Below are 13,287 nucleotides of genomic sequence, written 5' to 3' on the forward strand. Positions count from 1 at the left end.
AGTCGAGGAATGGACGACATGCGCAAGATACCAAACACAATCATCCGAAATGGCATCTACTATGTTCACGTCCGCGTACCGAAAGACCTCATAGAGAGTTAGCCGCCCTGCTTGGGGCAAGAGTTGTCGAAGGTGACGATGGCCCAGCGGTTCTGGCGCAAGGCCAACTTGCGCATCCATCCGGTCCTCTCCCCGAACTTGGCGCGGCACCAGGCGCCGTCGGTCGCCGTCATGCACAGTTCGGTCGTGACGCAGGTTTGCGACGGAACCACGCCGACCACCTCGGCGTCGTCGCGCGCCTCGGCGCGGACGTTCAGGTTAACCAGGACCTGGACGCTGGCGCCTTCCGGCGCGGGAGGCGCGGCCTGTGCCGCATCCGCGCACTTGCCGGTGAAGCCCGAATAGAAGCAGCCCCCGGCCCGCTTGGCAGTCTTGAGCATGGCCGCCGTTCCGGCAACACCGACCTTCTCGAAGATCAGCGGAGCGCCCGATACGCTGGTGCCGCTGATCCGCCGCTGGTTGCCGCCAAGACGGGCGATCACCGCTCCGGCCGCATCGAACAGGGCCATCTGACCCTCGCTCACGCCCCAGGAACTGACCAGAGCGGCATCGCCGCGGCAGCCCAGCCCCTTAATGGCGAAGCGGCCGTTCGCATCGGCTGTCGACCCCAGCGCCATGTGGCAAGTTGAGGGAAGGTTGGAATAGCGCGCATCAACGAGCTGCCAGGTGCCGCTGAATGCCTGAACGAACTGGTCCACGGACTGCGCCCGTACCACCGTGGCCGGGAACGACATGCCCGCCACGGCCAGAACGACGGTCAAAAATCTCGCAACCTTCATGATGCCCTCTCCGCTGCGCGAAAGTCGAAAATTAGGGAGCTAGCGACTTCCTCAGGGCTCGCCCGCCGAAACCTCGGCCTGGCCGACGACCCTGCCGTCCTGCCGGAGAACAACCCTGATGGAGATGTGGTCGCCCTTGGCGAGAGACAGCGCAGTCCTGGCTATGTCCTGGGATTGGCCGGCGGAGAGCCTCAGTGTGCGGTTCTGGCGCGTGGTCATCGTGCCCGAGCCGCCCGTCCGGTCGATCTCAACCGAGCCCTCGATCTCCACAACGCCAAGGCCGACGGCCGATGCAGTGATCTGGACCCCGGCGCCCGTGGGCACGATGGCGATGGAGGGGACCGCGACGGCGCCTCCGTGCTGCGCCACCGCGCCGCCTGCACCGCAGGCGGCGGCAAGACCCACGACGAGTGCAGCCGCGCCGCGCATCGCTAGAAACCGGTCTGGGTGATCGAAACTGTTCCCGGCGCCGTCGAGAACACCTGCATGCCTGTCACGCCTACCGGGCTAAGATTGTTGCCGTTCTGCGTGATGGTCACGGCGGTGTTGGCCGCCACGGACGTGGAGAAGGTGTTGCCGTTGCCGTTCTGAACTATCTCGCCGCTGCCACCAGAACCCACGGTGAGTGAGTTGGCATTGCCGCTGCCGTTCTGCACGATCAGACCGGTTGCGCCACCGCCTACGGTCAGCGATGCATCGTTGCCATCGCCGAGCTGCAGGACGGCGCCAAGGGAATCGGCTCCAAATGCGCTCAACTGAGCCGAATTGCCCAACGTCCCGCCAGCCGAATTGTCCTGGAGAAGAAACAACTGACCACCATCGCCTTCGATGGTCAGCGTTGCGGTGTTGCCCTGGCCTGTCTGAAGCGCGGACGGCGCAGTCGCCTGGTCCATCCGGTACAGGTCGCCGACAGCAAGCGTGCCGCCGAGCGCGTTATCGATCATCTGCTGCGTCGGGCCGGCGACAAGCGAACCGGTGGCGCGCGACTGGTCTGACGACAGGACGTTTCCCTCGAGCGCGCCAGGAGGGCTGGTCTGGATGATCTTCAGGACGTTATTGTCGCCAGCAAAGGCCGGAGAGGAACATAAGACGAGAGCGCTCGCCAGAACAGCCGTAGATTTGCGCATGATGCGAACAAGCTCCCTGTGTTGCGTCACCAGGATGTCTGCGAGACGCTGACCGTATTGCCGTTTCCGGACTGTGAAAATCCCACGACGTTATTTCTTCCGGATTGGGTGACGGCTGCCTGATTTGCCATGCCCGAGATCGAGGCTGTAAGCCGGTCGCCGCTGCCCTCCTGCGCGAAAGCGAAGAGATTGTAGCTGCCGGTTACGCTGGCGATGATGTGGTCGTCGAATCCGCTCTGTGTGATCGAACCGGGCGTGAGGCCAGCCGAGAGGATCGCTCCGATGAAGGACGGGCCAAGCGGGCCGCCGTTGAAATCGCTCTCGATGTTGACGTCGATCACGTTCGCCGCGCCGAGACCGTGGTGGGCCTGAAGAACGGACACCGCATTGAGGCTGCCGCTCACGCCGAGCATGAGCGAATTGGACAACCCGTGCTGGGCCAGGATAACCAGTTCGTTGCCGGCCTGGGCAGGCGCCGACGCCAAGACGACGCCCGCAACAAAGACAGAATGCAGATTCATTGTTACAGTCCCCTCGTAATGTGGGGAGATCATCGCAAGTGCTGCCTAATATTCGGGCCTCGGGATCGATCAAAGTTGAAGCAACGTCGCTTTCTCCGGTCCGACCGAAGACAAGGTCATTGCTGGAGCACGACGGCGCTCTGCCAGAACCAGCCTGAGGCGCCACGCCACCGAACTGGTTGCTGTCGCCGTGCACCGACGCCAGGAGGGTAAGCGCCGCGCCGCCCTTTGCGTTGGAGAACGGATTGAGAGGGTCCATGAGCATCGTCAACGCACCGGCGCTATCGAGGCCACATAGTCACGTTGCCGGGCCGCCTTCGGAGTCGCGGCAGGGTTTGGCGCCGTCGCCGCGCCGGCGACCGCAGGCGAAGCCTCGGGAACGGCCACGCCCGGCTCAAGCGAGCCGACGGTTTCGTCCGGCGCTGCGGGAGGCGGAGCCACGGGGACGGGCGCGCCCGGCGGCGGAGCCGCCAGGGCCGGAGTCGTGCGTCGCGGCGCAGCCGCCGCGCGCGGCCATGCGGCTGTCGTCTCGACGACGTCCGCGGCGTTGCGTGTCTTGGGCGGCGGCACGATTTCAGCGGCCGCGGTCAGCTTGGTGCCATACTTCTCGTTGCGGTAGTCGGCTATCAGCTCGCGTCCTGCATCCCGGTCCTCGAACGACCAGACACCGAGTTCGGCGCCCTCGATGATCATACCCATCACCGCCTTCTCGATGGCCTGCTGCACGGCGATCTGCTTGGGCTCGTTCTGGGTGACGCCCGCCTCAGCCTCGAGGATCTTGTCCAGGGCGACATAGCGGAATGCACCGCCCTGCAGCGCGTAGGAGGCGATCATCTTGTGAACCGCCACGCTGGACAGCACCTCTCCCGTGTTCGTCGAAACGGCCCGCAATGTGACGGTCACAGTGTCCTGCTGCCACTTCACATCGCCGCCGATGCCCAAGTAGCGCGCGCCGATGCCGCCCGTCATGGTGTTGGTGTCGTAACCGGTGATTCCGCCCTGGAGGATGATGCCCGCGTGATCGAGCGGCGGCAGGACCCGCGCGTCGATACGCTGCTCGTTGCGGTAGAGCCGCCGCATCTCGGTGACGATCTGCCGTTCCTTGAGCAGGTCGTCAAGGCGGGCACGGTCGAGTACAGTGAACCAGCGCTTCTCGCCAGCATCCTGCAAGGCCTTGATCAGCATGGGCGCACCGCCCTGGGTGACAGCCCGCGACAGGGTCTGGACGTTCTCGCGTTCCTTGTACTGGCCGGTGAGATCGGGGAAATCGTAGACGGCGACGGTAATTCGCTTCGAGGGGGCCGGGATGGTGCGCAGGCTGTGGCTCTGCTTCGTCACAGGCGAATAAACAGGCTGCAGAACGCCTTCGGTCGGCACCGCCTGGCATCCGCCAAGCACTGACACGAGTGCGCCTACGACGGCGACCCTTGCGATCTTTGTCCCAAAGCGCCGGCTTTTCGGCATGTCGCCCTCCCGTGAGGCCGCTGCCCGCACTCGCACTGATCCATCCCGCATCGAAATCAATTGAGCCCCGGGCTGAGCGACGTGCTCGACGTCAGGTCGCCGCTCAGGGCGCCGGTGTTCAATCCGCCGGACAGAGCGTTGCCCGACTCCAGGCCACCAGCGCCCTGCATGAGGGAATTCACGGTGTTGTTTGTCGCGACCAGCAGGGGCACCACGATCTCGGTGACGCCGGTCGGGTCAGTGATGATCAGCCGGATCGAATCGACGGTCCGCTCGAAGGTGACGGTCGTCTCACCGAAACGGACCGTACCCGAGTCCTGGGGATTGTCACCGAAGATCGCCTCGGTAACCTGACTCGCGAGCCCCGAAAGCAGGCGGCTCTGGAGCTGGTGGATGAAGAGGTCCGCGTCGGTGGAGCCCGGATCGCTCGGATCCGTCGAATCCGTGCCCGGGCCTGGCGTACGGGCCGTGGCCGTACGCTGGGCGTTGGCGAGGCCGAGCAGGTGAGACGAATTCAGCGGGCTGCCGCCGAAGGAGGGGTTGACCGGAGTGTAAACCATATCCTGAGCGACCGAACCGCCCGCGGCAGCCAGAACAACGCCAGCGGTCAGAAGCGCCGCACAAGCAGTCTTCATCATCTCATCTCCCCCAACACCTTGCGAATGAAAACCGCCATAACGGCGTTTCTTGCAAACACTTCCAGGCACCGTTTCCGCCACCCTGCCGCTTTTCCCCAACGTACATGGCAGGATCGCTATTTGCGCCTGCGCCCGCCCTCACTGCGCTTTTTACGGAACGTGCTGACGGGGCCGCCCGGCGACCCTACTGCGAGACGCCAATGCTGTTTGAGCTGCCGATCTGGCTGAACGATGCATAGTTGCTGTTCCCCGCCTGGACGATCGCGACCTCGTTGCCGGTTCCCATGGTCGACCCGTCGATCGTGTTGCCGCCGCCGATCTGGGCGAAGGCGAACTGGTGCAGATTACCGACGACGTCATAGATCAGGCTATTGCCCGACAGCGCCGAGGACGAGTCCTGAAGCGCCCTGCCCGCCACGAGTTGACCGCCAGACGTGCTGACCAGCAATCCCGCGGCGCCGGTCAGGCTGCCACTGCCGTTTGAGTCCCCCTGGAAGGTCATGCCGACCGTATTGAAGTTGCCGATCTGGTCGATCGCTACATCGTTCTGGTCGCCGAAGATGTCGACAGAGCCGGTATTCACGTCTCCTGTCTGACTCAGCGTGACCTCGTTGGCATTGCCGGTCGCCAGCGCCACCGCGTCGTTGAAGGTGCCGTCCTGGTCGACGTCGAACTGGTTGCCGTCCCCGTAGATCTCGATGAGCGCGCTGTTGATGGCGCCGTCCTGGGCGAGCGTTGCGCCGTTGATGTTTCCGGTGACGACCACCCCGCCCGTATTGCTGCCCTCCTGGTCTACCGCCACGTCGTTCTGGTCGCCCTGGATGTCGACTGTCGCTTCGTTGTAGCCGGCCGCGCCGAGCTGATCGACGACAACGTTGTTGCTGTTTCCATCGACGCGGATCACGGCCTCATTACCGAAGGAGGAGATGGCTTCCTGGTCGAGCAAAACGACGTTGAGGTTTCCGGTGACGAACACCTCGCCCGTATTGCTGCCGTCCTGGTCCACCGCCACGGCGTTCTCGTCGCCGAGAATGTCGACGGTCCCGTAGTTGCTGCCGATCACGCCCAGCTGGTCGAGCGAAATCGTGTTGGCGTTCCCGTCGACGTCGATCTCGCCGACATTGCCGAACGAAGCGAGGCTGTCCTGGTTCAGGACCACCGCATTGTCGTCGCTGCTGCCGGCGGTCCGGGATCCGATCAGGACCTCGCCGAGATTGGCGATTCCGATCTGGCTCAGTGTAAGTTCGTTGGAGTTGCCGTTCGCAAACGCCAGCGCCTCGTTTGCCTCGCCAATCTGGGCAATGCCGAACTGGTTGCTGTCTCCGCGGATCTCGAGTTCGGCGCTGTTGACGTCGCCTTCCTGCGATACCGCGACCTGATTGGCACTTCCGTCCACAGTGCCGACGATCCGGTTACCCAGCCCGTCCTGGACGAAGCCGAACAGGTTGCCGTCGCCGGTCGCGACATAGCTCAGGTCGTTGCCTTCCCCGGTCTGGCGAATGCGCGACTGGGAGATCCCCACGCTCAGCGCCACCCCGGTGAAGACGCCGGACGTCACCCCGTTGCCGGCACCCGAGAAGGTCAGCCTCGCGGTGTTGTCCAGGGCGCCGGTGTTGGTCTGGCTCAGCTCGCGAATCTGGTTGCCATTGCCGCCGCCCTGGGTCACCGACCCGACGTTCGTGCCGCCGCTCGAGGCGCTGTTGATCTGCGTCGCCGTGTAGACGAGCTGGGAATTGCCAGTCTGGTTGACGGTCAGCTGGTTGTCGAAGCCGGTCTGGTGCGCGCCACTGCCGTCATTGCGCGGGCCGCTGCTGGTGTTGCCCACGCGCGAAGACTGGCCGGTCTGGGTGATGGTGACGTCGTTGGAACCGTCCGCGGCGCCGCCGGTGAAGGTCTGCCGCAAGTTGGAGACGCGTGCCGACCAGCCGCCGTTCTGGGTGATCGTTGCGTTGTTGGAAGAGGTCGTCGCAGACGTGCCGCCATTCTGCTGCACCTCGAAGACGGCCTGGTTGGCACCCGTCTGATCGATTCGCAGATAGTTGGAGTTTCCGATCTGGTCGATGCCAAGACCCGCCTGGTCGCCCGGCGCTCCTGCCCGGTTGATCTGGTTGCGCGGCGGGCTGTTCACGTTCGAGTCATGCGTCTGGTTGATGATCAGCTCGTTGTCGGTGCCGTCCTGCCGGATTCGCTGCGTCGTATGTCCGGCTCTGTTGCCGACGGCCGAACCGTTCGACTGACCCTGGACGATGGAGGCCGAGTTACCGTCGCCGATCTGGTCGATATAGGCCTCGTTCTCGCTGCCTGCGAGTGCCGCCCCCATCAAAAGTCCGACCGCCGTGGTGGTCGCAAGTGTCAGCTTGAGTGTCATCGTGTAACTCCTGTCACGCGGTTGAATGTTGCTCGAAGACGTCGGCCGGGCGGCTTCCCGCCCGGCCGATAGCGCTTACTGCGAGACGGAGAGGTTGTTCGAGCCGCCACCGTTCTGGGTGAACGACGTCACGTTGTTCGACCCGTTTTGCAACACGGCGACCTGGTTTCCATTGGATGCGCCGGCGTTGCCGACGAGGCCGGTGATGGAGTTGCCGCCACCGATCTGAGCAAAGGCGAACTGGTTCAGATTGCCGATGACCTCATAGGTCAGGCTGTTCCCCGTCAGGGCCGAGGACGAGTCCTGAAGGGCCCTGCCCGCCATGAGGAGGCCGCCAGAGCTGCCGGCCAGAGCTCCCGCAGCGCCAGTCAAGCCGTTCGCGCCGTTCGTGTCACCCTGGAAGGTGATGAGGGCCGTGTTGAAGCTGCCAACCTGGCTGATCAGCGCTTCGTTGCCATTGCCGGCCGCCAGGCCCAGCGCATCGTTCAACGTGCCGGACTGGACCACCGCCAGCTCGTTGCTGTCTCCGAGGATCTCGATCTGCCCGTTGTTGGAGTCGCCGGTCTGGTCGAGCGATGCGGTGTTGAGGTTTCCGACCACCGACACCAAGCCCTCGTTCCTGCCGACCTGGTCGACCGCGACGTGGTTCGTGTCGCCGAAGACGTCGGCGAGCACGTTGTTGCCGTAATCGAGACTGGTCACGCCGAGCTGGTCGACGGAAATCGTGTTGGTGTTTCCATCGACGAGAATCTCGGCTTGATTGCCGAACGAGGCGCCGCTGTCCTGGTTCAGAGCCACGACATTGTCGTCGCTGCCGCCGTTCCGGTCGCCGACCAGGATCTGGCCGATATTGGTGCCTCCCGTCTGGCTCATCGTGACGTCGTTGGCGTTGCCGGTCGCCCGCGCCGTCGCCTCGTTGTAATCGCCGGACTGGTCAACGTCGAACTCGTTGTCGTCCCCGATGATCTCGAGCAGCGCGCTGTTGACGGCGCCGTCCTGGTCCAGCGTTGCGTCGTTGGCGTTTCCGACGACGTACACGTCGCTCTGATTGCTGCCGTTCTGGTCGACAGCCAGGTCGTTGTCGTCGCCCTGGACGTCGACGGCCGCCTCATTGTAGCCGATCGCGCCGAGCTGATCGACCGACACCGTATTGCCGTTTCCGTCGACCAGGATCTCGGCTTCATTGCCGAACGAGGAGCCGGTGTCCTGGTTCAGAACCACCAGGTTCTCGTTGCTGGCGCCATCCCGGTCTCCGATCGCGATCCGACCGATATTCGCGTCGCCCGTCTGGCCCACCGCGAACTCGTTGGCGTTGCCGGTCGCCCGAGCCACCGCGTCGTTCCCCGAGCCGGACTGGTCGATGCCGAACTGGTTGCCGTCACCGAGGATGTCGAGCAGCAGGCTGTTGCCGTTGCCTTCCTGCTTGATCAAGCCTTGCGTCACCGAGGACGAGGTGCTGACAAAGGTGCCGAAGCCGGTCGTGCCGTTCGAGTTGCCGACCTGCGACGCTTCCGCGGTGTTGCCATCGCCGACCTGCGACCCGTCGATCGCGTTGCCGTCGCCGTCCTGGCTCATGGCCGTCGCATCGCCCTGGCCGTTCTGGAGCGAGGCGCCGATGCGGTTGCCTGCCCCGGTCTGGCTCAGGTTGGCGTCGTTGCCGCCGCCGGTCTGCGTCACCCCGCCGCTGACGGAGTCAGCGTTGCCGGTGCCGATAATGTTGCCGCCGGCGCCTTCGCTGGTCTGGGTGATCGCCACAGTGTTGGCAGCACCCGAGACATGCGTCTGTGCGATGCCGGTGACGGTGGAGAGCCCATCCACAGGCTCGCCCGAAGCGGTCTGCTGGGTGACGGTCGCGCTGTTGAGCCTCCCCGAGCCGCTTGCGCTGCTCTGGTTGATCTGGTTGACGCGGTTGCCGTCGGAAAGCTGGTCGATGACCAGCACATTGCCGTCGCCTGTCTGGTCGAGGCCGGTGCCGCGGGTACCCACCTGGTTGCGGTTGCCGGCCTGCCCGACATCGAGGTTGTTACCCGAGCCGTTCTGGCTGGCCGCGTCCGTCGCGGTGCCGACTTCGTTCTCGTCGCCGGGACCCTGGACCACCATGCCAGTGTTGCCGCTGCCCGTCTGCGAGACGTTAGCGAAGTTGTCGTCGGCCCAGGCCGACGCAGACACCAGCGCCATCGCCGTCGCGGCCAGAAGTGTCGAAGCGAAACGTTTGGATGAGAGTAGTGCCGTCTTCTTCATTTTGATTATCCCCAACTAGAGTGAGAGATGTCGATGCCGGTCGCGCCCGGATGCCGGAAGCCGGATTGGAGCGCCGGGGCATCGTCAATTTGTTGAACCTTGGCGTCTGCGACGTGTCGTAAGCCGCGCACACTGCTTGCGGCTTCAAACTGACTCGGACGCACGATGCTTCTGCAAATGGACGCCGGAGCAGGCGAACCTGGCTCCGGCGCCATAAGACCTCTATGGCTTGGCAACTGCCGCCATAGCGGCGCGCGCCTGCTCGACCAGATCGACGCCGATCTTTTCGCTGTACTCTTTCACGACAGGCGCAACGCGTTCGGTCATGGCTGCGAGCGCTTCAGGCGTGGGTTGGGAAATCTCGAAGCCCTTCGCCGCGAGCTCCGCCTCCAATTTCCCTGCCTCCTTGCGAGAAAGATCCCGTTGGAAGGCTGCCGATTCCTTCGCAGCTTTCATGACGGCTGCCTTGTCCTCCTCGGAGAGGCTTCCAAACCATTTCTGACTCGCGAGAAGAACAAACGGCGTATAGACATGGCCCGTCTTGGTCAGATACTTCTGCACCTCATAGAACCTTGCGGTGTAGATAAGAGCGTACGGCGTCTCCTGGGCATCGACGGCGCCATTTTCGAGCGCGCTGTACAGCTCAGGCCAAGGAAGCGGCGTCGGATTGGTTCCCAAAGCCGTCCAGGTCGCAATGAACAACGGGTTGGGTATGACGCGGATGTTGATCCCTGCCATATCGTCCACCGTTTTGACGGGACGAACCTTGTTGGTCATGTGGCGGAAGCCGTTGTCCCACCACGCCAGACCGACGATGCCGGTCTTTTCCTTCAGCTGTGCAAACAGCTGCTCGCCGACCGCGCCGTCCATGACGGCATCGACCGCGGCGAAGTCCTTGTAGAAAAACGGAAGATCGTAGATCATGAATTGCGGAACGACGCCGACCAGGTTGGGCGTGGGGCCAACCATGATATCGATGAAGCCGGCCTGAACCGACGCCTGCATCTCGGGCTCGCTGCCGAGCACGCCATTTCCGAACGTGTCGATCTTGATGCGCCCGCCCGTCTTCTCTTCCACCAGCTTCGCAAAATAGCGCGAAGCCTGTCCGACCGGATGGTCTTCCGTAGGCACGTAGCCCAGGCGCGGGTTCTGAGCCATGGCCGGAGCGGCGGCCAAGAGCCCTCCCAGCAGCGCCGCAGTCAGAAACAATACTTTCTTCATAGTTCAACCTCCCAAGAATTGGTTCAAAGGAACCAGAATGCAGGAACTGCAACCACTAAGGAACAGGACCGGCGGTACGAGAATGGCCTATTCGGCCAAGACTAACGATATGGCGTCCCTGGCTGCTGAAGCGGACGGTACGCCGCTTCTGCTACGGCGCCGACGAGCCTCCGACGGGCGGTGTGATCAATTTCTGCGGCCACGATGAACGCGCCCCCCGAATACACCCCGGCCGATGCTCCCCCGCGCCAAAGTCAGGTCAGACCAACGGCCCGCCCTCACGATGAGGACGGGCCACCGGCAACATCAATCAAGCCATCCCTTGCCCGAGATCGGGGGCATCGGTGGGTTGGGCTGGCTGGCAGTCGGCGGCCAGTTATGCGTACCGGTCGGGAAGGGATTGATGGCAATCCGCGTGTCACTCCCCGGACAATAGTTCGCCGCCGAGTGCCACCGGCCGGCCGGGACATAGACAATGTCGCCGGCCTCCGAGACGAAGCCCGGCAGGCCTTCGAGGTTGTATTGGATCTGACCTTCCATGATGAACCAGAATTCACCATAGTTGATGTGCCTGTGTCCGAGCGCCGTGGGGGACTGCATATTGCAGTTGAACGCCTGGCCGCGGATGGCGTTAACGAACAAGCCAGGGGCGGTTACGAATGCGCCGCCCGAGGGCGAAGCAAGGAAATCCCTGAAAGTAGAATTGCCTGTCCCAAGGGCTTCTGCACCCGGATCCTGTCGCGTCAACGCCCAGGTCATCCCCGGCTGCGGCTTAGGCAAGGTTGCCGCCGCCTGCGGGTAAGTGATCTTGGCGTCCGCGGTGAAGACCTCGAAGTGCAAGGACGGCACCGCGCCGACGTTCTTCATCTGGAACTGCGTGCGCGCGGGGACCTGGACCATAAAGCCTTTGGTGGCCGTAAACGGCGCCTCGCTCCCGATCGTGAACTCGACCGAACCTTCCCAGACAATGAAGGCCGCGCGAGTATCCGATATGAACATGGCCGGCGACTGATCACCGACCGCCAACTGAACCCATGAAGCCCGCAGGTGCGCGTCGCTGACGATCTCCTGGTGCCAAGTCTTGGACTGATTGGCGGGAGAAATCTTGGCGCGCACGTCGGCTATCGTCGTGTGCGGCTTGTTCGGGGCCTTGTATGGTGCCAGCGCCACCGGCTTTGGCGTCCAGGTGAACACCGTCTGTGCGAGCGCCGCGGTGGACGATACCGCCCCGATCGCCAGCGCGGCCACCACGGCCAATCCGCCTTTCCGTAGGTTCATGAGAGTCACTCCTCCGTTTTCTGCTTGACCGATGGTGACACCGCGAATCTGACCGAAACCCCAAGCATCGACCGATCAGAAAAATCCACAATGTGGACGCGATGTCCAACAATGCATATTGGGCAGACTATTAATGGGTTGTCAACGCCTCACCGCGGCGCTTCAGGGCCTGTCGATCGGATGCTTGCCTGTTGGGTTAACGTGCATGGATCATAACGTCCGCTGACAGTGCAGGAGGCCTCGGCGGCTGATCGGAGGCTGTCTAGGGTACGGGTGTGATCGCCGCTCCACTCTGGAACCAGGCGATCACGTTCTGGGCCACGAGGTCCGCCATTGCGGTGCGCGTACTGACCGACGCGGACCCGATATGCGGCAGGATCGTCAGGTTATCGAGCGCCAGCAGGTCTTCGGAGACATTGGGTTCATCCGCGAGCACGTCGAGGCCGGCCGCCGCAATGGCTCCCGTGCGCAGGGCGCCGATCAGTGCATCCTCGTCCACGACGGTTCCGCGGCCTACATTGATGAACACGCCCTCGGGCCCGAGGGCGGACAGCACCTCGGCATTCACGCTGTTTGCGGTCGACGGGTCGCCCGGCACGATGGAGATGAGCACATCGACGGCACTGGCAAGTTCCAGCAGTGAAGAAAAGTAGTCGTACGCAACCCCCTCCGCCGGGCGCCGGCTGTGATAGGCAACAGGAAGCCCAAACGCTTCAACTCGTCGGGCGATGCAGCGACCGATCCGCCCCATTCCGTAGATGCCGACCCTGCGGTTCCGCAGTGTCAGACGGCTAAGCGGGTAGTCCGATGCTTTCCAGTGGCCCCCGCGAACGAAGGCTGCCGCCTTGGGTATCTCGCGCACGACGCTGATAAGGAGCCCCAACGTGAGATCGGCGACCTCCTCGTTCAGGACATCAGGGGTGTTCGTGACGACGATATTCTTGCTTCGTGCGTAGGCAGCATCCACCGCGTCGTAGCCGACGCCGTAGCTGGCGATGATCTCAAGGTTGGGAAGGGCGTCTATGAACTGCCGATCGATTCTGGCGCGACAGGCCACGCCACGAATTGACGCCCGCACCTCCGGGGACAAACGGGCGTGAATGTCACAGTCAGGGGTTTCGACCAGGCTGAAATGCGTTCCGAGCATGCAGCGGGCATGCTCGTGCATCCAGCCTGGTATCAACACGGTGGCGGCGGGTTTCGACAAAGGCTTTCCTTCCGGTTCGGGGTGTCACTGCCGGCACGAATGGCCGCAGGTGAATCAGGGTTTTCGCACGGGAGGCCTTTGGATTGCGCAATGCGCCGATAGTGAGCCGCGGACTTGATTTTGGCTTCGAGTTCGCGGCGGCTGGCCAGTTTCTCCAGCGCAATCGGCATGTCAGCGGTTCCTGTACCACGTCCTCCAAGGTCGCCATCGATGTGACCATAATGTGGTCAATCTGCCCAAACTTTGATAGGAGCCCGCGACCTCTTTGTCAAGGCGGCGGGAACGCCGTGTCGTAAGCAGATGAGTTGGGTATCGAACATATTCCAGCCTATTCCCCTGAAGCGCGAGGCCGCTCGGAGCGGATGTTCTCCACCTTGCAGGAT

The 13,287-nt window shown here is 63.3% G+C and carries 12 protein-coding genes; all 12 read right to left on the reverse strand.

All coding sequences use genetic code 11. The features are described from left to right. Positions 1-98: 98 nt before the first annotated feature. Positions 99-821, reverse strand: coding sequence for an AprI/Inh family metalloprotease inhibitor (locus tag FJ959_RS30415; RefSeq protein WP_181172013.1), 723 nt, complete (start codon positions 819-821; stop codon positions 99-101). Between the two features lie 69 nt (positions 822-890). Beyond that, positions 891-1,268 (reverse strand): curli-like amyloid fiber formation chaperone CsgH, encoded by a 378-nt coding sequence (gene csgH, locus FJ959_RS30420; RefSeq protein WP_140501008.1) that lies wholly within the window; start codon positions 1,266-1,268, stop codon positions 891-893. A gap of 2 nt (positions 1,269-1,270) precedes the next feature. Then, positions 1,271-1,966 (reverse strand): hypothetical protein, encoded by a 696-nt coding sequence (locus tag FJ959_RS30425; RefSeq protein WP_140525781.1) that lies wholly within the window; start codon positions 1,964-1,966, stop codon positions 1,271-1,273. Between the two features lie 26 nt (positions 1,967-1,992). Next, positions 1,993-2,487: a hypothetical protein gene (locus tag FJ959_RS30430; protein ID WP_181165453.1), complete on the reverse strand. Its 495-nt coding sequence runs from the start codon at positions 2,485-2,487 to the stop codon at positions 1,993-1,995. A gap of 267 nt (positions 2,488-2,754) precedes the next feature. Beyond that, positions 2,755-3,951: a CsgG/HfaB family protein gene (locus FJ959_RS30435; protein WP_181172014.1), complete on the reverse strand. Its 1,197-nt coding sequence runs from the start codon at positions 3,949-3,951 to the stop codon at positions 2,755-2,757. Positions 3,952-4,007: 56 nt separating this feature from the next. Beyond that, entirely contained in the window at positions 4,008-4,589 is a 582-nt protein-coding gene (locus FJ959_RS30440) for a curli assembly protein CsgF (protein ID WP_210239548.1), read from the reverse strand. 184 nt (positions 4,590-4,773) lie between these two features. Continuing rightward, on the reverse strand, positions 4,774-6,957 hold the full coding sequence (locus FJ959_RS30445) for a hypothetical protein (RefSeq protein WP_140633742.1): 2,184 nt from the start codon (positions 6,955-6,957) through the stop codon (positions 4,774-4,776). A 75-nt stretch (positions 6,958-7,032) separates the two neighbouring features. Continuing rightward, a complete protein-coding gene (locus FJ959_RS30450) occupies positions 7,033-9,198 on the reverse strand; it encodes a hypothetical protein (RefSeq protein ID WP_140633745.1) in 2,166 nt (721 codons plus the stop codon). Between the two features lie 222 nt (positions 9,199-9,420). After that, on the reverse strand, positions 9,421-10,419 hold the full coding sequence (locus FJ959_RS30455) for a TRAP transporter substrate-binding protein (RefSeq protein ID WP_140633748.1): 999 nt from the start codon (positions 10,417-10,419) through the stop codon (positions 9,421-9,423). Between the two features lie 306 nt (positions 10,420-10,725). Then, positions 10,726-11,697, reverse strand: a complete 972-nt coding sequence (locus FJ959_RS30460) for a cupin domain-containing protein (RefSeq protein ID WP_140633751.1) — start codon at positions 11,695-11,697, stop codon at positions 10,726-10,728. Between the two features lie 262 nt (positions 11,698-11,959). Then, on the reverse strand, positions 11,960-12,844 hold the full coding sequence (locus FJ959_RS30465; RefSeq protein WP_140633757.1) for a 2-hydroxyacid dehydrogenase: 885 nt from the start codon (positions 12,842-12,844) through the stop codon (positions 11,960-11,962). A gap of 32 nt (positions 12,845-12,876) precedes the next feature. After that, complete coding sequence (locus FJ959_RS31955) at positions 12,877-13,074, reverse strand: hypothetical protein (RefSeq protein WP_140646492.1); 198 nt, start codon at positions 13,072-13,074, stop codon at positions 12,877-12,879. Positions 13,075-13,287 lie beyond the last annotated feature (213 nt).

This window comes from Mesorhizobium sp. B2-2-4 (genome assembly GCF_006442375.1).
GTDB lineage: Bacteria > Pseudomonadota > Alphaproteobacteria > Rhizobiales > Rhizobiaceae > Mesorhizobium.